Source organism: Bradyrhizobium sp. LA6.1, assembly GCF_040547805.1.
GTDB classification, from domain to species: Bacteria; Pseudomonadota; Alphaproteobacteria; order Rhizobiales; family Xanthobacteraceae; genus Bradyrhizobium; species Bradyrhizobium barranii.
Window position 1 is genome coordinate 541,153 of the sequence record NZ_JBEPQK010000003.1, and the last position, 20,969, is coordinate 562,121.

At 65.5% G+C, this 20,969-nt stretch carries 21 protein-coding genes; 9 read left to right on the forward strand and 12 right to left on the reverse strand.

What is annotated here, in order from left to right:
* Window positions 1-70: 70 nt before the first annotated feature.
* The 3 genes from ntrC to dusB are packed head-to-tail and all read right to left on the reverse strand — an operon-like array spanning window position 71 to window position 3,696.
* Entirely contained in the window at window positions 71-1,513 is a 1,443-nt protein-coding gene (gene ntrC / locus ABIB99_RS09720) for a nitrogen regulation protein NR(I) (protein WP_028147560.1), read from the reverse strand.
* A gap of 9 nt (window positions 1,514-1,522) precedes the next feature.
* Window positions 1,523-2,698 carry a two-component system sensor histidine kinase NtrB gene (locus ABIB99_RS09725; RefSeq protein WP_028147561.1) on the reverse strand — a complete coding sequence of 392 codons (1,176 nt, stop codon included), beginning with the start codon at window positions 2,696-2,698 and terminating at the stop codon, window positions 1,523-1,525.
* Window positions 2,695-3,696, reverse strand: a complete 1,002-nt coding sequence (gene dusB, locus ABIB99_RS09730; RefSeq protein ID WP_354175734.1) for a tRNA dihydrouridine synthase DusB — start codon at window positions 3,694-3,696, stop codon at window positions 2,695-2,697. The genes ABIB99_RS09725 and dusB overlap by 4 nt, the downstream gene beginning before the upstream one ends.
* A gap of 281 nt (window positions 3,697-3,977) precedes the next feature.
* Here dusB and ABIB99_RS09735 point away from each other — a divergent pair, with 281 nt between their 5' ends.
* The gene (locus tag ABIB99_RS09735) at window positions 3,978-5,159 is read left to right on the forward strand and encodes a bifunctional 2-C-methyl-D-erythritol 4-phosphate cytidylyltransferase/2-C-methyl-D-erythritol 2,4-cyclodiphosphate synthase (protein WP_354175602.1); all 1,182 of its coding nucleotides are present in this window, start codon (window positions 3,978-3,980) and stop codon (window positions 5,157-5,159) included.
* A gap of 3 nt (window positions 5,160-5,162) precedes the next feature.
* Window positions 5,163-5,774: a CinA family protein gene (locus tag ABIB99_RS09740; protein ID WP_354113842.1), complete on the forward strand. Its 612-nt coding sequence runs from the start codon at window positions 5,163-5,165 to the stop codon at window positions 5,772-5,774.
* Window positions 5,775-5,781: 7 nt separating this feature from the next.
* Here ABIB99_RS09740 and ABIB99_RS09745 read toward each other — a convergent pair whose 3' ends face one another.
* Both ABIB99_RS09745 and ABIB99_RS09750 read right to left on the reverse strand, forming a co-directional pair.
* Complete coding sequence (locus ABIB99_RS09745; protein ID WP_231141971.1) at window positions 5,782-5,967, reverse strand: hypothetical protein; 186 nt, start codon at window positions 5,965-5,967, stop codon at window positions 5,782-5,784.
* A gap of 124 nt (window positions 5,968-6,091) precedes the next feature.
* A complete protein-coding gene (locus tag ABIB99_RS09750; protein ID WP_071914051.1) occupies window positions 6,092-6,271 on the reverse strand; it encodes a hypothetical protein in 180 nt (59 codons plus the stop codon).
* A 466-nt stretch (window positions 6,272-6,737) separates the two neighbouring features.
* Between ABIB99_RS09750 and ABIB99_RS09755 the strand changes: the two genes are divergently transcribed.
* Genes ABIB99_RS09755 through ABIB99_RS09780 form a run of 6 tightly spaced genes read left to right on the forward strand, consistent with a single transcriptional unit; the run spans window position 6,738 to window position 11,885 of the window.
* Window positions 6,738-7,445, forward strand: a complete 708-nt coding sequence (locus ABIB99_RS09755) for a c-type cytochrome (protein ID WP_063986378.1) — start codon at window positions 6,738-6,740, stop codon at window positions 7,443-7,445.
* Window positions 7,446-7,453: 8 nt separating this feature from the next.
* Complete coding sequence (locus ABIB99_RS09760) at window positions 7,454-8,710, forward strand: cytochrome c (RefSeq protein WP_439034976.1); 1,257 nt, start codon at window positions 7,454-7,456, stop codon at window positions 8,708-8,710.
* An 8-nt stretch (window positions 8,711-8,718) separates the two neighbouring features.
* On the forward strand, window positions 8,719-8,895 hold the full coding sequence (locus ABIB99_RS09765) for a hypothetical protein (protein ID WP_166341619.1): 177 nt from the start codon (window positions 8,719-8,721) through the stop codon (window positions 8,893-8,895).
* Window positions 8,892-9,461 carry a cupredoxin domain-containing protein gene (locus ABIB99_RS09770; protein WP_354113844.1) on the forward strand — a complete coding sequence of 190 codons (570 nt, stop codon included), beginning with the start codon at window positions 8,892-8,894 and terminating at the stop codon, window positions 9,459-9,461. The genes ABIB99_RS09765 and ABIB99_RS09770 overlap by 4 nt, the downstream gene beginning before the upstream one ends.
* Window positions 9,448-11,070 (forward strand): b(o/a)3-type cytochrome-c oxidase subunit 1, encoded by a 1,623-nt coding sequence (locus ABIB99_RS09775; protein WP_354175603.1) that lies wholly within the window; start codon window positions 9,448-9,450, stop codon window positions 11,068-11,070. Before ABIB99_RS09770 ends, ABIB99_RS09775 begins: the two co-directional genes overlap by 14 nt.
* Window positions 11,070-11,885 carry a c-type cytochrome gene (locus ABIB99_RS09780; RefSeq protein ID WP_063983325.1) on the forward strand — a complete coding sequence of 272 codons (816 nt, stop codon included), beginning with the start codon at window positions 11,070-11,072 and terminating at the stop codon, window positions 11,883-11,885. The genes ABIB99_RS09775 and ABIB99_RS09780 overlap by 1 nt, the downstream gene beginning before the upstream one ends.
* 110 nt (window positions 11,886-11,995) lie before the next feature.
* Here the strand turns inward: ABIB99_RS09780 and ABIB99_RS09785 are convergent, their stop codons facing one another.
* The gene (locus ABIB99_RS09785) at window positions 11,996-12,466 is read right to left on the reverse strand and encodes a type II toxin-antitoxin system RatA family toxin (RefSeq protein WP_071914058.1); all 471 of its coding nucleotides are present in this window, start codon (window positions 12,464-12,466) and stop codon (window positions 11,996-11,998) included.
* A gap of 6 nt (window positions 12,467-12,472) precedes the next feature.
* A complete protein-coding gene (lipA, locus tag ABIB99_RS09790; RefSeq protein WP_085399550.1) occupies window positions 12,473-13,429 on the reverse strand; it encodes a lipoyl synthase in 957 nt (318 codons plus the stop codon).
* A gap of 130 nt (window positions 13,430-13,559) precedes the next feature.
* On the opposite strand from lipA, the gene ABIB99_RS09795 reads away from it, so the two are divergent.
* Entirely contained in the window at window positions 13,560-14,162 is a 603-nt protein-coding gene (locus ABIB99_RS09795; RefSeq protein WP_354175605.1) for a DNA-3-methyladenine glycosylase, read from the forward strand.
* Between the two features lie 92 nt (window positions 14,163-14,254).
* Here the strand turns inward: ABIB99_RS09795 and ABIB99_RS09800 are convergent, their stop codons facing one another.
* From ABIB99_RS09800 to ABIB99_RS09820, 5 genes are all read right to left on the reverse strand, one after another.
* A complete protein-coding gene (locus ABIB99_RS09800; protein WP_354175606.1) occupies window positions 14,255-17,131 on the reverse strand; it encodes a valine--tRNA ligase in 2,877 nt (958 codons plus the stop codon).
* 150 nt (window positions 17,132-17,281) lie between these two features.
* Complete coding sequence (locus ABIB99_RS09805) at window positions 17,282-18,046, reverse strand: PopZ family protein (protein ID WP_354175607.1); 765 nt, start codon at window positions 18,044-18,046, stop codon at window positions 17,282-17,284.
* 307 nt (window positions 18,047-18,353) lie between these two features.
* Window positions 18,354-19,745, reverse strand: coding sequence for a TolC family outer membrane protein (locus tag ABIB99_RS09810; protein WP_208071439.1), 1,392 nt, complete (start codon window positions 19,743-19,745; stop codon window positions 18,354-18,356).
* A 217-nt stretch (window positions 19,746-19,962) separates the two neighbouring features.
* Window positions 19,963-20,619: a protein-L-isoaspartate O-methyltransferase family protein gene (locus ABIB99_RS09815; protein WP_354118269.1), complete on the reverse strand. Its 657-nt coding sequence runs from the start codon at window positions 20,617-20,619 to the stop codon at window positions 19,963-19,965.
* Between the two features lie 137 nt (window positions 20,620-20,756).
* Window positions 20,757-20,933, reverse strand: a complete 177-nt coding sequence (locus tag ABIB99_RS09820) for a hypothetical protein (protein WP_354175608.1) — start codon at window positions 20,931-20,933, stop codon at window positions 20,757-20,759.
* Window positions 20,934-20,969: the final 36 nt, after the last annotated feature.

Here is a 20,969-nt window from a genome sequence, read left to right on the forward strand (position 1 = left end):
GCCAGCGCGATCCGGACAGGCTCAGCTCCGCTTTGGTAGGGGGAGCTGAGCCACCGTCCGTTCGGGAAGACTAACCCCCGCTCCGGTACACCTGGATATCGAGGTCCCGGATCTTCTTCCGCAGCGTGTTGCGGTTGAGACCGAGCAAATCGGCGGCGCGGATCTGGTTGCCGCGGGTGGCGGCGAGCGCGGCCGTGAGCAGTGGCACCTCGATCTCCTTGAGGATGCGGTGATAGAGGCCCGGCGGCGGCACGCCGTTCGGGAAGCCCTGGAAGTGCGAGGAGAGATAGGCCTCGACCGCGCCGCCGAGATTGTCGACGCCCTGCTGGACCGCGGCACCGGGGCTGACCGTGGGCGGCGCCAACTCGCCGTCGATGACGGAGCCCGTGATCACGTCCTGCGGGTAGAGCGCGGCGAGGCGCCGGGCGAGATTCTCGAGCTCGCGCACGTTGCCGGGCCAGCGGTGCTGCTTCATCCGCTCCAGCGCCAGCGCATCGAGCTTCTTCGGCGGCAGGCCGTCCTTCTCGGCCAGCGTGAAGAAGTGCCGCACGAGGTCCGGCAGGTCTTCGATGCGCTCGCGCAAGGGGGGCAGCCGCAGCGGCACGACGTTGAGGCGGAAGAACAGATCTTCGCGGAATAGGCCCTGCTGGATCAGGACGCGCAGGTCCTTGTTGGACGCCGCGACGATCCGCACGTCGGTCTTGATCGGGGTGCGGCCGCCGACGGTGGTGTATTCGCCCTGCTGGAGCACGCGCAGCAGGCGGGTCTGCGCCTCCATCGGCATGTCGCCGATCTCGTCGAGGAACAGCGTGCCGCCCTCGGCCTGCTCGAACCGGCCCGAGGCGCGGGTGTTGGCGCCGGTGAAGGCGCCGCGCTCGTGGCCGAACAGTTCGGACTCGATGAGGTCACGCGGGATCGCCGCCATGTTGACCGCGACGAACGGGCCGTTGCGGCGCTTGCCGTAATCGTGCAGCGCGCGCGCCACCAGCTCCTTGCCGGTGCCGGACTCGCCCGTGATCATCACGGTGAGGTCGGTCTGCATCAGGCGCGCCAGCACGCGGTAGATTTCCTGCATCGCCGGCGAGCGGCCGACCAGCGGGATCGCCTCCATCTCGGCGTCCTCGTCCGGCGTCGAGACCCGTTCCTTCGGCTCGGCCAGCGCACGGCCGACGATGGCGATCAGCTCCTTCAGGTCGAAGGGCTTTGGCAGATATTCGTACGCCCCGCGCTCCGAGGCGCGGATCGCGGTCATGAACGTGTTCTGCGCGCTCATGACGATGACGGGCAGATTCGGCCGCATCTTCTTGATCCGCGGCAGCAGGTCGAAGGCGTTCTCGTCGGGCATCACCACGTCGGTGATGACGAGATCGCCCTCCCCCTGGCTGACCCAGCGCCACAGCGTTGCGGCATTGCCGGTGAGCCGGACTTCATAGCCGGCGCGGGATAGCGCCTGATTGAGAACCGTGCGGATGGCGGTGTCGTCATCAGCAACGAGAATGCTACCTGCGGGCATCGTTAATCCTCATTTCGCCCCCTGTGACGCAGACGACGACTTCCCGGCAGAGCCGTCGCGGCTGCTTTGATCGGCATGTTTGACCGATGTGGAATACATCGGCATCAGCACGCGGAAGGTGGTCTTGCGCGGCTGAGACTCGCATTCGATGATGCCCCCGTGATCTCCGATGATCTTTGCGACCAGCGCCAGGCCAAGACCCGAGCCGGTCTGCTTGGTGGTCACGAAGGGATCGAACAGGTTGGGCAGAAGATCGTCCGGCACGCCTGGTCCGTTGTCCTTCACGCAGAACTCGAGCGGCAGCGATACACGGGATTTTTGACCGGGGACTGACAGGCGCACGCCGGGACGGAACGCGGTGGTGAGCTGGATCTCGGCGTCGGGGACGTCGATCAGCGCTTCGGCGGCATTCTTCACGAGGTTGAGGAACACCTGGACGAGCTGGTCCTGGTTCGCCAGGACCGGCGGCAGCGACGGATCATAATCCTCGATGAAACGGATGTTGCGGGCAAAGCCCGACTGCGCCAGTCGCTTCACGTGATCGAGTACGGAATGGATGTTCACGGGACCGCGCACCACGGGGCGCTCGTCGCCGAACACCTCCATGCGGTCGACCAGCGTCACGATGCGGTCGGCCTCGTCGCAGATCAGCCGCGTCAGCATGCGGTCCTCGGACGAGGCCTGCTGCTCCAGCAGCTGCGCCGCGCCGCGGATGCCGGAGAGCGGATTCTTGATCTCATGCGCGAGCATGGCGGCCAGCGCGATCACCGAGCGCGCGGCGCTGCGATGGGTGAGCTGGCGGTCCATCTTGTCAGCGATGGAGCGCTCCTGGAGCATTACCACGATATGGCCGGGCCGCTCCGTCAGCGGGGCGACATGCAGATCCACCTGGCGGTCGCCGCCCATGCGCGGCGTGCCCAGATCGACCTTGTATTCGTTGACCGGCGAGTTGGACGAACGAACCTGGTCGATCAGCGCCAGCAAGGGGCTGCCGAACGGCACCAGTTCTTTCAGCGACTGCCGTTTCAGGAACTGCGTCGAGATGTCGAAGAAGGCTTCGGTCGCGATGTTGGCGGCGACGATCTTGCCGTCCGGCCCGATCATGAGCACGGGATTGGGCAGCGCATCCAGGATCGCGTCGCTCTCGGACGGAAGCGGCCGGCGATGGTCAGCAACTGAGCTCATGCAGCAGCGCTCCATGCGAAATCGTCGAAGGCATCTTGCAGCGACTGGTGGACGAGGCGCGGATCCTCGGAGGTGAGGATCTTGTGGCGCCAGGCTTTCAGCTTCTCGGCCGGTGCACGGCTCACATCGGCCGCGACGTCGAGCGCCCAGCCGAGATGTTTTCGCGCGTGCCGGAGGCCGATGCGCAGGCCGTAGAGCGCGCAGACGCCCTCATAGAGCGTGCGGACATAATGCAGCTGCGTCTCGAGCGACGGCGCGGCTTCAGCCGCCCCGCCCTTCAGGCGGCGGCCGATCTCGCCGGGCAACCAGGGCTGCCCCTGCGCGCCGCGGCCTATCATCACGGCATCGGCGCCAGAGGCCTCCAACGCCGCGAGCGCTTTCTCGTAAGTGGTGATGTCGCCGTTGACGACGAGCGGAATGGAGATCGCTTCGCGCACAGCGCGGATCGCATCCCAATCGGCCTCGCCCTTGTAAAACTGGCAGCGGGTGCGGCCGTGCACGGTGACGAGCTCGATGCCGGCGGCTTCCGCACGCCGCGCCAATTCCGGCGCGTTGCGGGTGTGATCGTCCCAGCCGAGTCGCATCTTCAGGGTCACCGGCACCTTCACCGCCGCGATCGTCGCATCGATCAGGCTGACGGCATGGTCGAGATCGCGCATCAGGGCGGAGCCGGACTGGCCGCCGGTGACATGCCGGGCCGGACAGCCCATGTTGATGTCGATGATGTCGGCGCCTCCGGCTTCGGCGATCCGGGCCCCCTCGGCCATCCAATGCGCCTCGCAGCCGGCGAGCTGGACCACATGAGGCCCGATCCCGGTCGCTTCGCAGCGCAACCGGGACATCTTGTGGCCGTTCGCGAGCTCATCGCTGGCGGTCATTTCGGACACGACCAGACCGGCCCCGAGCTCGGCGGCAAGCCGGCGAACGGGCGAGTCGGTGACCCCCGACATCGGCGCCAGGAAGACCGGGGTGGCGACCTCGATATCGCCAATTTTCAACGGCTTAGAGCCTGATACTGCCGAGCCGGTCACAGGGGTCTCGTTGCGTAGGCAGGGCCTCATCGCGCCTGCCATGACCTATCTTGCGCACAATTCTTGTGCAGTCAAGCGTCATGCCTACAGTTTAGACAGTTCTGCAAATCTTTCAAGTGCAGTGCAGCAAAATGCTGTTTCCCACAATCCGGGGAAACCCCTTTTTTTGCGGGCCTGCCGTGCTAGAGGCATGCGGCAATCACCCCACTCCCCGACTCTCTTCATCACCAACTGAGTATTTGAGTCCTATGGCGAAATCACAGCGCACCGCAGTCGTCCTCGTCGCGGCCGGACGCGGCCTGCGGGCCGGCGCCGGTGGTCCCAAGCAATATCGCGAGATCGGCGGCGTTCCCGTGATCTATCGCGCCATGGAGGCCTTCAGCCGTCACCCCGACGTGTTCGCCGTGCAGCCGGTGGTGAACCCCGACGACAGCGCCATGTTCACGGCAGCGGTCGCGGGACTGAGCCATGAGCCGCCGACCAATGGCGGCGCGACGCGGCAGGCCTCAGTGCTCGCAGGGCTCGAAGCACTCGCCAAGCATAAGCCCGATATCGTGCTCATCCACGACGCCGCGCGCCCCTTCGTCTCGGCAGGCGTGATCTCGCGCGCAATCGAGGCGGCGAGCCGCACCGGCGCTGCGCTCCCGGTCGTTGCCGTCACCGACACCATCAAGGTCACCGGCGAGAGCGGCAATGTCGAGGACACGCCGGACCGCGCAGCCTTGCGAATCGCGCAGACGCCGCAATCCTTTCGTTTCGACGTCATCCTCGAGGCGCATCGTCGCGCGGCGAAGGACGGGCGCAGCGATTTCACCGACGATGCCGCGATTGCCGAATGGGCGGGATTGACGGTCGCAACCTTTGAAGGCGATGTTGCCAATATGAAGCTCACCACTCCCGAGGATTTCGTGCGCGAGGAAGCGCGCCTGGCCAGCCTGCTCGGCGACATCAGGACCGGCACCGGCTATGACGTGCACGCCTTCGGCGAAGGCGACCACGTGATGATCTGTGGCGTGCGGGTGCCGCACACCAAAGGCTTCCTCGCCCATTCCGATGGCGATGTCGGCCTGCATGCGCTGGTCGACGCCATCCTCGGCGCGCTCGCCGACGGCGATATCGGCTCGCACTTTCCGCCAAGCGATGCGAAATGGAAGGGGGCTTCCTCCGACCAGTTCCTGAAATACGCCATCGAGCGCGTTGCGCAGCGTGGCGGCCGCGTCGCCAACCTCGAGGTGACGATGATCTGCGAGCGGCCGAAGATCGGCCCCTTGCGCGACACCATGCGCGCCCGCATCGCCGAGATCTCCGGGGTCGATATCTCCCGCGTCGCGGTGAAGGCGACCACCAGCGAGCGGCTCGGCTTCACCGGCCGCGAGGAAGGCATCGCGGCCACCGCGAGCGCCACCATCCGCCTGCCCTGGAGCGTCTAGGTCATGGGCGGCAGCGACGCACGCGCCCTCTCCCGCTCGCTGCTCGATCTGTGCCGGATGCGCAAGCTGACGATTGCCACCGCCGAGTCCTGCACCGGCGGTCTGGTTGCCGGCGCGCTGACCGACATTCCCGGCTCCTCCGACGTGATCGACCGCGGCTTCGTCACTTATTCCAATGACGCCAAGCGCGCGATGCTAGGGGTCGAGGCGAGCACGCTCGCGAATTTCGGCGCCGTCAGCAAGGAGACCGCAACCGCCATGGCGGTCGGCGCGCTGGAGCGGGCCGGCGTCGATCTCGCCGTTGCTATCACCGGTATCGCCGGCCCCGGCGGCGCCACGCCCGGCAAGCCGGTCGGTCTCGTGCATTTTGCGGTTGCCGCGCGCGACGGCCGCATCGTCCATCGCGAGCATCGCTTTGGCGCGATCGGCCGGACCGCCGTGCGCCAGCGCTCGGTGGTCGAGGCATTGCGCATGCTGACGGATCTCGCCCGCGGCCCGAAGGCCCAGCCCAAGCCCCGGCGCGCGGCCGCGGCAACGCGCCTGCGGCCTCGCGTGACCCGCTCGCCGCGCCGGCATGCGGTGAAGCGCAGGACGCCGCGGTCACCGCGCGGCTAGAGACACGTCATGCCGCCGCCAGCAGCGCGCTCGCGTGGTCGAGCACGCGCTGCTTGACCGCATCGGCGTCGGACGGCGCCACCTTCGCGCTCACCGTCAATTCCACGACGGGCGCTGCCGGATCGGCGGCGACCACCTTCGACACATTGACCGATGGCGCGGCGCGCTCGTCGACGCGAGGATCTTCACGCAACTCCTTCAGGATCTGGTCAGCCAGCTGCCGGCCTGTCCCATGCTGTCAATTGAGCGCGGCCAAGCGCGCGTTCCCGGCATGTGCGTTCGGCGCAAGGAAGCCGAATGGGTTCCGCGACATCCAATTATTGTTCCTGGCGCTTCGTCCGACAAATGACAGGGAGCTTCTGCTCAATCGCCTTCGCCAGCACCGTGCCGCGGGTCCGGCCGAGCTCTTTCGCTATCAGCGCAATCGGCTTGGTGCCTGCCAGTACCTTCAGCCTGCCAAGGTCTTCTTCGCTCCATGCCTGCTTCCAGCGTCCCATCTCCCCGATCCCGCGATAAAGCGCCCGCGCCCGACTCGGATTGTAGTCGAACCCTTCGCGAAGGGCAGACCTCGTGGCGCGCCGTTTCCGGCAAGGGGTGTTGCGTCAGCGCGCTGCGTTTTGGCACAAACTGCACTTGTCGCCCGACGGGAAGATGCACTGTGATGAAAGATTGTCTGCCCGGCCCAAGCGGCAGAACATCCGCGCGCGCGCGAACGGATTCCACATTGCCGCGCTTCCCGCTTGTGAAGCAAAGCTCGGGCGGAATACGCCGCGAGATCGCGGCGTTACGCCAGTTTTCAAAAAGCACGCAATTCTTGTCGAATTCGATCAGGATCGCAAATGTGCAACCGCGACCAAGCGTCATCGCCATGTCCGATCTTGCGCGCGACTGTATTGGCGCAATAATGCGGCTCTACGCTGTGGCCAGGAATCAACCCGGTCCTGCTTTCTGGAGGGCGACGGCGTGTTCGCTCGCGACACTGCACTGGCAATCGCTATTGCTACCTTGGCCGCTATTGATGGTACTGCAGCACAAACGGCCAACCAGCCGCCGGATACCATGGCGGCGCGGGTGGAGGCGTGCACGCCCTGTCACGGCAACAAGGGCGAAGGCACCAGCGACGTCTATTTCCCGCGGCTTGCCGGCAAGCCGGCCGGCTATCTCTACAACCAGCTCCTCGCCTTCCGCAGCGGCCGGCGCAAATACCCGCCGATGAACTATCTGCTGGAGTTTCTGCCTGATCCGTATCTGGAGGCGATGGCCGAATATTTCGCCAGCGAGCATCCGCCGCTGCCGCAGCCCGCGCCGAGCGAAGTCAGCAAGGAAGTGCTGGCGCAGGGCGAGCTGCTCGCGACCAGCGGCGATGCCGGTCGTAACATACCGGCGTGCGTGAGCTGTCACGGCCCGGGCCTCACGGGCATGCAGCCCGGCATCCCCGGTCTGCTGGGCTTGCGCGCCGCTTACGTCAGTGCGCAGCTCGGGGCCTGGCGCTACGGCACGCGGACGGCAAAATCGCCGGACTGCATGCAGCTCGTCGCCGGCCATCTGACGGAAGCAGATGTTACCGCCGTTGCGGCCTGGCTCGCGACGCGACCCGCGCCCACCAACCCGGCCCCCGTCCCGAAAGGCACCTACGCGCTGCCGTTCGGCTGCGGCAGCCAGCCCAACTGACGAGGCGCATGATGGGCTCAAGACTGTCGATCACGCAGCTATCGATCAAGCTCCTGGCCCTTGCCGCGCTCATCACGGCCGCGCAAGCGCAGGACAAGGCCGGCGACGTCATCGCGCGGGGTGAATATCTCGCCCGCGCCGGCGATTGCACGGCCTGCCATACTGCGGCCGAGGGCCGGCTGTTTGCCGGCGGGCGCCCGATGCCGACCCCGTTCGGAACGATCTACACGTCCAACATCACGCCCGATCCGGAGACCGGCATCGGCAAGTGGAGCGCGGACGATTTCTACAGAACCATGCACAACGGCCGTTTCCCGGATGGTGGGCTGATCTATCCGGCGATGCCGTTCGCGTCCTATACCAAGGTCACGCGTGCCGACAGCGACGCGATCTTCGCCTATCTGCGCTCGATTCAGCCGGTGAACCAGAAGAACAAGCCGCACGAGCTGCGGTTTCCCTATGACAACCGCCAGCTCATCCTCGGCTGGCGCACGCTGTTCTTCCGCGAGGGTGAGTTCAAGCCCGACCCCACCAAGTCGGCGGAATGGAATCGCGGCGCCTATCTGGTCGAGGGGCTTGGTCATTGCGGCATGTGCCATTCGCCGATCAACGCGCTCGGCGGCACCTCGCAATCGGACGCCTTCAAGGGCGGCCTGATCCCGATGCAGAACTGGTACGCGCCGTCCCTCACCTCCAACCGTGAGGCGGGTCTCGGCGACTGGAGCATCAAGGACATCACCGATCTGCTCCAGACCGGCGTCTCCATGCGCGGCGTGGTCTACGGCCCGATGGCCGAGGTCGTGCACAACAGCCTGCAATATCTCAACGACGAGGACACGCGCGCCATGGCGGTGTACCTCAAGGGCATCGCGGAGCCCTCGCCTCCGCCCGCGCCGAGCTCGGCCCTGCCGACCACCGAGAGCAGCCTGCTGATCAGCCTCGGCAAGACTGTCTACGACAAGAATTGCGCGAGCTGTCATGGGGCGCAGGGCGAAGGCAAGCCGCCGCATTGGCCGCCGCTCGCCAACAACCAGTCGATCGAGATGCAGTCGGCGGTCAATCCGATCCGCATGGTGCTCAATGGCGGCTATCCGCCGGGCACCAAGGGCAATCCGATGCCCTACGGCATGCCGCCCTTCGCAGGCCTCCTCTCCGACAACGAGGTCGCCGCCGTCGTCTCCTACATCCGCACCGCCTGGGGCAATCGCGGCACGCCGGTCTCGGCGCGCGAGGCCAACGAGCTGCGCTCCGCACCGCTGAACTGAGAGGCGTCATGTTCAATTCCGATCCGCCGACCAGCCCAGCCGCCGCCGACCAGGCCGTCGAGGAAGTCGTCTCGCAAGGACCGTCCGGCGCGATCGTGCTGGCCGGCATCGCCACGGCCTGCGTGGTCGCGATGTGGTTTGCCTTCTATCTCTTCGTCTTCCTGCCGCGCGGATCGCTGCAATGAGCGCAGGGGACACCCACACCCATGGCAGCGCCGAGGTCGCGGCCCGCGTCGAGCGGCGCTGGGCGACCATTGCCGTGATCATCGTCGTCGGCATGGCGCTTCTGGCAGCCTTCGCCGGCATCCATCGCGCCACCATGCCGCAGCCGCGCGTCGAGACCACCGATCCCTCGCGCATTCATCTCTCCGGCGAATTCGTCGAGAGCAATCTCGGCAGCGTGCTGGAGGCCAATGGCAATGTGACGGTGCGTGCAATCGGCCAGCAATATTCCTTCACGCCGGCCTGCATCGTGGTGCCCGTGGACACGCCGATCACGATGCGCGCCACCAGCGCCGACGTCGTCCACGGCATCCTGATCCAGGGCACCAACATCAACACCATGTTGGTGCCGGGCTACATCTCCGAGCAATTGATGCGCTTTACGAAGACTGGCGACTATCTGATGCCCTGCCAGGAGTTCTGCTCCTTCGGCCATGAGGGCATGTGGGGCAAGGTCAAGGTGATCAACAAGACCGAATTCGCCGATCGCGCGAAGGGTGGCGGGAGGCTGAGCTGTGTTGGCGAATAGGAAACTCATCCTCGCCCATTTCTGGCTGGCCTTCGGCGTGTTCGGCTTTGCGCTCACGCTCGGCGCCTGGCAGATGTTCATCCGCAGCCCGATCGGCACCTGGCTGTCCAATCCCGAGCTCTATTACCGCTCGCTGACCGCGCACGGCACGGTGATGGGCTACGTCTTTCCCACGCTCGTCGCGATGGGCTTTGGCTATGCCATCAGCGAGTCCGCGCTGGAGCAGCGCCTGGTCGGCGTGCGCTGGGCCTGGACCGGGTTCTGGCTGATCGTCGCCGGCAGCATCATGGCGCTGATCCCGGTCGCGCTGGGGCGCGCGTCGGTGCTCTACACGTTCTATCCGCCGCTGATCGGCAACGTCTTCTACTACCTCGGCGTCGTGCTGGTCGTGGTCGGCTCCTGGATTTGGGTCGCGCTGATGGCGATCAATCTGCGCGTCTGGCGCAAGGCCCATCCGGGCGCGCCGGTGCCGCTGGCGATGTTCGCCAATGTTGCGGGCTCCTATCTCTGGGCCTGGACCGCGGTTGGTGCCGCGCTCGAGCTGCTGCTCCAGATCATTCCCGTCGCGGCCGGGCTGAAGGCCACGATCGACGCGGGTCTTGCCCGCGTGTTCTTCTCCTGGACGCTGCACGCCATCGTCTATTTCTGGCTGATGCCGACCTACATCGCCTATTACACCATCGTGCCGCGCGCGATCGGTGGCCGGGTCTATTCCGACAGCATGGCGCGGATCTCCTTCATTCTGTTCCTGGTGGTGGCGATGCCGATCGGCATGCACCACACCTTCGCCGATCCGCAAGTCGGCGCCGGCTTCAAGTTCATCCATTCGGCCTTCACGGCACTGGTCGCGTTGCCGACGCTGCTGACCGTGTTCACGATCTGCGCGTCCGTCGAGATCGCCGCCCGCCTGCGCGGCGGCCGCGGTATGTTCGGCTGGATCAGGGCGCTGCCCTGGGACAATCCGATGATGCTGGCGCTGGCGTTCTCGTTCGTCATGCTCGGCTTTGGTGGCGCCGGCGGCCTGATCAACATGAGCTATCAGCTCGATGCGTCGATCCACAACACGCAGTGGATCACCGGCCATTTCCACCTGATCTTCGGCGGCGCCATCGTGATCATGTATTTTGCGATCGCCTATGATCTGTGGCCGCATCTGACCGGGCGCGAACTCATCGATATACGCCTGATCCGCACCCAGCTCTGGCTGTGGTTCATCGGTATGATCATCACGACCTTCCCGTGGCACTGGGTCGGCATCCTGGGCATGCCGCGCCGCATGGCCTATTTCGACTTCGGCAATCCCGCGATCGCGCCTCAGGCGCTCTCCGTCACCTTCTCGGCGATCGGCGGCTTCATCCTGCTGGCGTCGGGCATCATGTTCATCGTCATCCTCGCACGTGGCATGCGTGCGCCTCAGGCTGACGCCGGCCCGTACCGCTTTGCGCTGGCCGTGCATCAGCCCGCGACCGTGCCGGTCGCGCTCAACACGCATGCGCTGTGGGTGGCGCTGATGATCGTCCTCACCCTCACCAATTACGGCTACCCGATCGTGACGCTGGCGCTGACCGAGGGCACGTCGGTGCCGGCCGTCTATGTGGGAGCGCAGTGATGAGCGCGCGCGACCTCTTCACCTTCCGCAACAGCCATTTCAGGATTGGCGTCGGCATCACCGCCGCGATCCTGATCGTGACGGCGATCACCGGCTTCATCGTGCTGCCCTTCGCACAGCCCTGGGTTCAGTTCGCCAATGTCTGGGATGCGATCTGCAGCGCCGCTGGCGTGCCGCAGCGTGCGGCGAACGTTACTGCGCCCGAACAGACAAAACGCCTGTCGGAGGTCGTGCTGACCTCGCATACGCTGTCGCGTCCGAGCCAGGAAGCGATCGGCCGCGGCGCGACGCTGGCGCAGCGCTGCGCGATCTGCCACGGCCCGACCGGCATCAGCCGCGCGGATTCGCCCAATCTCGCCGGCCAGTACGCGGCCGTCATCTACAAGGAGCTGCACGATTTCCGATCCGGCGCGCGCACCAATGCCGTGATGTCGCCATTTGCCGTCAATCTGACGGACCAGGAGATCGCCGATCTCTCGAACTATTACGCCTATCTGCCGCGGCCGGCAGCCTATCACCCGACGCCGCAGCTGCCGAAACCGAGCATCGTCATCTACGGCGCGCCGATGCGCGGGATCGCGCCCTGCGGCTCCTGCCATGGCAGCCTCGACAACAAGACCGGAAGTCCGTGGCTCGAAGGCCAGTCCGAAGCTTACATGAAGGCGCAGCTCCAGGCCTTCGCGTCCGGCGAGCGGCGCAATGACATCAGCCAGCAGATGCGCAACATCGCCCGCGCGATGACGCCGCAGGAGATCGAGGCGGCCGCGGCGTACTACGCCTCGCAGCCGCCGGATGTAGTGAAGGCGGTGGATTGAGCCTCACTGTCATTGCGAGCGCAGCGAAGCAATCCAGAATCCCTCCGCGGAAAGACCCTGGATTGGTTCGTCGCAAGGGCTCCTCGCAATGACGGCGGAGAGAGTAGGCCTTACGACGACGCCAGCTTCGGCCGGCCGTAGATCGCATCCGCCCGCTTCTCGAATGCGATGGAGAAGCGCGCGAACGCGGCATCGAACATCGAGCCCATCAGCATCGCCAGCATCCGGCTCTTGAACTCGTAGGCCAGGAAGAATCCGACGTCGCAGACGCCCTCACCCTTGGGCTCGAACGTCCAGCGGTTCTCGAGGTTGCTGAACGGGCCTTGCAGATATTCGACCCGGATATTCAGATTGGCGCGGTCGAGAGTCACGCGGCTGGTGAAGGACTCCTTGACCAGCTTGAACGACACCGTCATGTCGGCGACCAGCACCTCGGTGCCGTCGGGTTTGGCCATCCGCTGGCGGATCTTGAGCGCGCTGCACAGCGGCACGAACTCCGGGTAGCGCTCGACGTCGGCGACCAGATCAAACATCTCGGACGCGCTGTGATGGACACGGCGCTTGCTTGAAAATTTGGGCATGGCGGTTCAGCGGGCAGTCGCGGCCCGTGCGGCCTTCAGTCTCGCAAAGTCCTCGCCGGCATGATGCGACGAACGGGTGAGCGGGCTCGCCGACACCATCAGGAAACCCTTGGTGTAGGCGACCTTCTCGTAGGACGAAAACTCGTCGGGCGGCACATAGCGCATCACGGCGTGGTGCTTCCGGGTCGGCTGGAGATATTGCCCGATGGTCAGGAAGTCGACGTCGGCGGAGCGCAGATCGTCCATCACCTGCTGCACCTCGTGGCGCTCCTCGCCGAGGCCGACCATGATGCCGGACTTGGTGAAGATGGTGGGATCGAGCTCCTTGACCCGCTGCAACAGCCGGATCGAGTGGAAGTAACGCGCGCCGGGCCGCACCGTGAGGTAACGCGACGGCACGGTCTCGAGATTGTGGTTGAACACGTCGGGCCTCGCCGCGACGACGACCTCCAGCGCGCCCTCCTTGCGCAGGAAGTCCGGCGTCAGGATCTCGATCGTGGTCGAGGGGCACGCGGCCCGGATCGCACGGATGGTCTCTGCAAAATGCTCGGCGCCGCCATCGGCCAGATCGTCGCGGTCGACGGAGGTGATGACGACGTGGGCCAGCCCCAGCTTGGCGACGGCTTCGGCGACGTTCTGCGGCTCGGCCGCATCCAGCGCATTGGGCATGCCGGTCTTGACGTTACAGAACGCGCAGGCCCGGGTGCAGGTGTCCCCCATGATCATGAAGGTCGCGTGCTTCTTGTCCCAGCACTCGCCGATGTTCGGGCAGCCCGCCTCCTCGCACACCGTGTGCAGGCCGTTGGCGCGCACGATGTTGCGGGTGTCGGCATAGCCGCGGGTATTGGGGGCGCGCACGCGAATCCAGTCCGGCTTCGGCGGCGAAGCGGAGTCCGGGCGATTCACCTTTTCAGGGTGGCGGGGGCGCAACGGGTTCGAGATGGTGTCGACAATAACGACCATGGGCTGTCCGGTCTGTTCAGGTCCTACCTAGTCGGTCTGGCTGCCTGCCGCAACCCGGCTCGCGCCGCTTCAGGGAACATGGCAGATATGGGCAATATCCTGCTCTGTTCTCAGGCGATTCTCACCTCGAATGGCTCCAACCTCGAAAGCCTCACCACCGCGGCTCGGCAAAGCCCTGAAGCGTGCGTTTTTCGGCCGCAGCGTCCACGAGGTCGCGCCCGATTTGATCGGGGTCACCATGCTGGTCAATGGCGTCGGCGGCCTCATCGTCGAGGTCGAGGCCTATCATCATACCGAGCCGGCGGCGCACTCCTACAATGGCCCGACGCCGCGGAACCAAATCATGTTTGGCCCGCCCGGTTTTGCCTATGTCTACCGCTCCTACGGCATTCACTGGTGCGTGAACTTCGTCTGCGAGGAGGAAGGCTCCGCCAGCGCCGTGCTGATCCGCGCACTGGAGCCGACGCATGGCATCGCCGCGATGCGCCGCCGCCGCCATCTCCAGGAGGTGCACGCGCTGTGCTCGGGTCCCGGCAAGCTGACCGAGGCGCTGGGCATCACCATCGCGCACAACGCCCTGCCGTTGGACCGGCCGCCGATCGCGCTGCATGCGCGGACAGAGGAGGTCGAGGTGGTGGCCGGCATCCGGATCGGCATCACCAAGGCCGTCGAGCTGCCCTGGCGCTATGGAGTCAAGGGCTCGAAGTTTTTGAGCAAGCCGTTTCCGAAGTAGGCCTAGAACCCGTTCCGATGGAACGGGCTCTAGATTCTGGTTTTGACGCGTTTTCTTGACGCGAACCGGTTTCCACTTCGCTCGAAAACGCTCTACGACGCCTGCTTCAGCCGCTCCTGCGCCTCCAGCAGCTTGGCCTTCCGCGCCAGCGCCGCCTCGCGCTTTTCGCGCTCCTCCTCGACGACCTCTTCGGCCGCATTGGCGACGAACTTCTCGTTCGCCAGCTTGGACTCGGCGCGCTTGATGTCGGCGTCGGCCTTGCCGATCTCCTTGTCGAGGCGCGTGCGCTCGGCGGCGACGTCGATCACGCCCTTCAGCGGCAACGCGGCCACCTCGCCGCGCACGAGGAGCTGGACCGCACCATCAGGTGCGCGGTCGGCGAAGGAGATGTCGGATAGCCGTGCCATGCGCTTGATGACGTCGGTCCAGCGCGGCGCGCGTTCCTTGGTCTCGGTCGAGGCGCCCGCAAGCACCAGCGCCGTCAGCGTCGCCGGCGGGATGTTCATCTCGGCGCGCACTGAGCGGATCTGCGTGACCAGATCGATCACCCAGCCGATCTCGGCTTCCGCCTTGGGATCGGTGAAGTCGGCATGGTCGAAGATCGGCATGATCAGGACCGGCGAGATCAGCGGATCGGTCGGCCCGGCAGCCGCGGCGAGCATCGCGAGTTGCTCCGGCGTCGGCTCGGACGGCTTCAGCGGCCACTGCGCCAGCGCCAGCAGCCCGTCGCGCTTGGCCGTCACCTCCCACAGCTCTTCGGTGATGAAGGGCATGAAGGGGTGCAGCAGCTTCAGGATCTCGTCGCGCGCCCAGGCGACCATGGCGCGGGTTTCGTCCTTCGCGGGGCTGTCCGGACCGAGCAGCACGGGCTTTGCGAGCTCGACATACCAGTCGCAATAGACGTTCCAGACGAAGCGGTAGATCGCACCGGCCGCATCGTTGAAGCGATAGGCTTCGATTGCCTCGGTCACCTCGCGCGTGGTGTGGGCGCTCTCGTGCGCGATCCAGCGGTTCAGCGTCTCCTTGGCCTTCGCCGGCTCGAAACCTTCGGGCACGGCGCAGTGGTTCATCTCCGCGAAACGCGACGCATTCCAGAGCTTCGTCGCGAAATTCCGGTAACCCTCGACGCGGCTGGTGGCGAGCTTGATGTCGCGTCCCTGCGCCGCCATGGCGGCCAGCGTGAAGCGCAACGCGTCGGCGCCGTATTCGTCGATCAGGTTGAGGGGGTCGATGACGTTGCCCTTCGACTTCGACATCTTGGCGCCCTTCTCATCGCGGACGAGGGCGTGGATGTAGATCGTCGAGAACGGCACTTCCTTCATGAAGTGCAGGCCCATCATCATCATCCGGGCGACCCAGAAGAAGATGATGTCGAAGCCGGTCACCAGCGCGTTGGTCGGGTAATAGCGCTGCACTTCCGGCGCGTCCTCGGGCCAGCCGAGCGTCGAGAACGGCCACAGTGCCGAGGAGAACCAGGTGTCGAGCACGTCCTCGTCACGTGTGATGAAGCCTTCGCGCTTGTTGCGGTCGAGCGCCATCTCGCGGCCCTGCTCGGCCGTGATGACCTCCTGCTCGACGTAATAGCCGAGCGCGTGGCTGACGGCCTCCTCCTCGGTCTCGGCGACGAACACCTTGCCGTCAGGGCCGTACCAGGCCGGGATCTGATGACCCCACCACAGCTGGCGCGAGATGCACCAGGGCTGGATGTTCTCCATCCACTCGAAATAGGTCTTTTCCCAGTTCTTCGGCACGAACGTCGTTTCGCCCGAACGCACCGCCGCGATCGCGGGCTTTGCCAGCGTCTTGGCGTCGACGTACCACTGGTCGGTCAGATAGGGCTCGATCACGCTGTTCGAGCGGTCGCCGTGCGGCACCATGTGGGTGTGCGGTTCGATCCGCTCGACGAAGCCGAAGGATTCCAGTCGCTCGACGATGCGCTTGCGCGCCGCGAAGCGGTCGACCTTGTGAAACTCCTCGGCGAACTGCGAAGCGCCTTCCGGCAGGTGGCGCAGGTAATCCTCATTGTCGACGAGGTCGAGGCAACCTTCCTTGTCGATGACGCTGATCCGGCCCAGGCCGTGGCGATTGCCGACCTCGAAATCGTTGAAGTCGTGCGCCGGCGTCACCTTCACCGCGCCCGAGCCCTTGTCCGGATCGGAATATTCGTCGGCGACGATCTTAATCTTGCGACCGACCAGCGGCAGGATCACGTTCTTGCCGACCAGCTTCTGATAGCGCTCGTCGTCGGGATGCACGGCCACGCCGGTATCGCCGAGCATGGTCTCGGGCCGCGTGGTGGCGACGACGATGAAGCTCGAGGGATCCTCGGGGCTGAACGTCTTGCCCTCGATCGGATAGCGCAGATACCACAGGCTGCCCTTGACCTCGGTCTGCTGCACTTCGAGGTCGGAGATCGCGGTCAGCAGCTTGGTGTCCCAGTTCACCAGCCGCTTGTCCTTGTAGATCAGGCCGTCGCGATGCAGCTCGACGAACACCTTGATGACGGCCTTCGACAGGCCCTCGTCCATGGTGAAGCGTTCGCGCGACCAGTCGCAGGAGGCGCCGAGGCGCTTGAGCTGGTTGATGATGGTGTCGCCGCTCTCGGCCTTCCACTGCCAGACCCGCTCCAGAAACTTCTCGCGGCCCATCTCGCGGCGGCTGGGCTGCTGGCGCTCCATCAGCTGCCGCTCGACCACCATCTGGGTGGCGATGCCGGCATGGTCGGTGCCGGGCTGCCACAGCACGTCGCGGCCGCGCATCCGCTCGAACCGGCACAGGATGTCCTGGAGGGTGTTGTTGAGGGCGTGGCCCATGTGCAGCGAACCCGTCACGTTCGGCGGCGGGATCACGATGGTGAAGGGCACTGCGTCGCGGCGGTCGGGGCGGCCGGCCCTGAAGGCAAGGCTGTCCTCCCACACGACGGACATGCGGGCTTCGATATCGGCGGGCTGGTAATTTTTCTCGATCATGGGCTGCTAGAAAGCCGCGCGCGGGGGGCAAGTCAACGAAAAGGTCCGGGAGAGGGGCAACGGAAAGCCCGGCGGCAAAACGGCTTTCCGGCCGGTCGGCAGGCCAAACAGGCGCATCAGCGGGGCTTTATGAGGGCTCGGGAGCCGCCCTCACCTGCCGCCGCGCGAGACCCGCTCGATTTCGGCCTTCACGATGCGTTCAACGAGGCCCGGCAGGTTGTCGTCGAGCCAGGATTTCAGCATCGGACGCAGCATCTCCTTGACCAGATCTTCTAGCGTCCGCGCATTGCTGCTGAGCACCGTGTGGGCCAGGGAATTGAAGGCGGATTCGACCGCCGAGACCGTCGATTGGGCCAGGATCGGCTGTTGGGGCGGTACCGGCGGCGCATCGTAGTCCACCGCCGCATAGGACGATGACGGCGTCAGGCGCAGCGGCGATTCGGCGAATTCCAGATCGTCGCGCGGCTCGACCTTGCGGAAGCTCGGCGGCGGCGGAGGCGGCGTCGGCTCCGGATCCACCGCCATCTCGTCGGTCAATTCGAGCACGTCGGGTTCAGGTTCGGGCTCTGGCTCAGGCGCACGGACCTCGGGCGCAGGCGTAGCCGCGTCCAGCCCCGCCAGCAGAGCATCAATATCGTCCTGGTTATTGGATGCATCGGCCGCAGGTGCGGGCGGCGGCGCTGGAGCTGGCTTCGCAACCGGCGGCGGCGCGGGCTTCTCGGCGGCAGGTTTTGCGGGAGCGACCTTGGATGGCGGAATGTCGTTCATTGCTGACGGCTTCGGCGCAGCTGCAGCGGGCGCTGGCTTGGCAACTTCGGCCGGCGGCGGCTTGGCCTCATCGTCGGCAATGATGCGCCGGATCGAGGCCAGAATCTCCTCCATCGAGGGTTCTGTGACCTTTGCAGGCTGCGTCATCTCCGACTCCACATCATCAACGCCCTCGCATGCGTTGTTTTACACCAAGCACGACAGGATTGGCCGGTTCCGCAACGGACGCCCCGACATTTTCGTCGCGGCAGCCCGACTTGTCCCCAGTTCACGGCTCAACGTGCGGAGGTGCGCCCCTGCCCTCGGCACTCAAGTCTTTACGCACACGACATCAGGTGCCGGGCGAATCGACCCGCATCTTCTTGGCAAGGCTATGTCAGGGATTTTGATGATTGCAAGCAAAGCACCAGTCGGCCTCGGCTGTTTGCGAGGCCGACCGGATGACTACGGGACTTTAGCGTCCGTCAGGCGTGCGCACGCCGGCCCAGCTGTCGCGGACCTGATGGTAGTGAACGCTCGCATCATAAACCGTGGTCGCAAGGCCGAGGACCTGCGGCGACAGACGGCCGATGGCGGCCAGAACCTGATAGGACGCGACCACGCGGTCGTGCTGTGCGGTCACCAGCGCGACGCGCGCGTTGACCAGCGCCTGCTGCGCGTTGAGCACGTCGAGGGTGGTACGCTGACCAGCCTTGGCTTCTTCGCGCACGCCGTTCAGCGCGATCTCGGACGCCGTGACCTGCGCCTGCGCGGACTGCACCTGGGCCTTACCGGCCTGCAGCGAACCCCACCACTGCACGACCGTCGCGCGGGTCTGGTCGCGGGTGGTTTCGAGGTTGAGACGCTGCTGCGCCAGGTTTTCCTTGGACTGGCGGATCAGCGAATATGAATTGCCGCCATCGTAGAGCTGCCAATTGGCCTGCGCGATGGCGGACGCGTTGAACGACCTGTATTGAATCAAGGACTGTTCGTTCCCCTGCGTGGCCCCCACCTGCAACGCGATCGTCGGCAGCAGCGCGCCTTCGGCGACCTTGACCTGCAGAAAGTTGACGTCGATGCCGAACATCGCGGCCGTGACGTTGGGATGTTCGATCAGGCCGAGCTCGACTGCCCCGGCGAGGCTTGCGGGGAGGAAACGATCGACCGGCGAACCGGGCGCGAGGTTCGTCGGCTCGTTGCCGATGATGCGGCGGAAGTTCGCGCGCGTCGTGGTGAGATTTGCTTCGGCAGTGAGGGCCTGCGTCTTGCCAGCCGCCAGCTGCGCTTCCGATTGCGCAACGTCGGTGCGCGTCACTTCGCCGACGTTGAAGCGATCACGCGTCTGCTTCAGCGTCTGCTCGAGCACGCGCACGTTGCTGCGCTGGACTTCGAGCGTAGCCGCATCGCGCAGATAGTCCATGTAGATCGAAGCGCCCTGAAGCAGCACGCTCTGATCCAGGCTGCGCAGCGCTTCGCGGGAGCCGGAAACCTGGCTCTCGGCGGCGCGCGTCCTGTTGCCGGTGATGTTGCCGTTATAGAGCGTCTGCGTGACGGTCACACCCACGCTGCGCGGCACGCTGGGCCCGTTGATTGGTGTGTTACCCGGCCCCGGCGAACTCAACGTATCCTGATATTGATAGCCGCCGTTCGCCGTCAGCGCGACCCTGGGACGATAGCCCGACAACGCCTGAGGCACGTTCTCGTCGGTCGAGCGCACCTGGGCGCGCTGTGCGTTGAGCTGCGGATTGTTCTGATAGGCCCGCACCAAGGCGGCCTCGATCGTGTCCGCCAAGGCAGGCGTCGGCCCGGCAAGCGCCAGCAGCAGGACCGAAACCGCAGCTCCGGTGAAGAGCTTCACCCCATGCATCCCTTAAATTCCGTTCATTCTAACGCCCCGCTCGTGCCCGCGAGCTAGGATACCGTCTACCGAGTGGAGTCGTTGCCCCTCAGCAACATAGGCTGCCAATTGGCGCAACGGAACCACCTGAAGGTAGTTCCCGGTGGAAACTCTTCACGTGCAGCATCCGGGCCACACTTCTGATTCAGAACGGGATTTTAACGGGCCAAAGCCCTCAATCGGGCGTTCAGAAAACGAAAGCGGCGGCCCGTTCCAACCCGGGAAGGACCGGAGCTGCGGCATCGAACAGCGCCCGATGGCCGAATTCACCGTGGGTATGGGTCACGATCACGGCCCGGGGGGGCGTGGATTGGGCCGACACCCCCACGAGGCGCCCGCCCTCCTTGAGCTGCCCGAGCAGCGCCTCTGGCGTCACCTCGAAGGCACCGTTGAGGATAATGACGTCATAGGGAGCGGCAGAAGGATCCCCTTCGGCGCAGGCTGCGGCCTTGCACGTGACGTTGGCGAGGCTGGCGCAAGCCTCCTTGGCCTTCGTGGCCAGGGCCGAATCACATTCCGTCGCGGTGACCTGACGGGCGAGCGTAGCCGTCAGCGCGGCGAGGTAGCCCGTGGCGCAGCCGACGACCAGCACGTTGTCCCCCTCGCCGATTTCGGCGGCCTGGAGCAGCTTGCCGGTCAGCTGCGGCTTGATCAGGAACCGCTTGGCCCCGCCTTCGCTCACGTCGAGATCGAGGTCGAGATAGGCCAATGCCTGCCTGGCAATCGGCACGAACGCCTCGCGCGGAACTGTGAGCATCGCGTCGAGAATACGGCGATCGGTGACGTCATTGGTGCGCACCTGGCCATCGACCATTTTTAGGCGCGCGGTCGAGAAACCGGACATTTGCGGACCCTGCAATGCGGACGATGCCGCGGACGAAATTTGGCGGCATCTTTGGAACAGGCTCCGCGAAAACGCAACACGTCCGTTGGCCCGGCGGACCAGGCTGCGCAACCCGAGGCGTCAAGGTGATCGATGAGCTATTCGATCGTGACTGCGAGGCGGCCGATCAATGCGGCGACTTCGTCGAGCCGCGCCGAATCGTGTGCCTCGACGGCGCGCGCGAGGCAGGCCAAGCATTCATCATCGCTGAGCTCGGGAACGTCCGCCAGCAGAATCGAGGGGGCCATTTCGGAACGGTCGAGGACGTCTGGCATTGGAATCACCTCCGTAAGGATCCGGCGCCTGCCAAG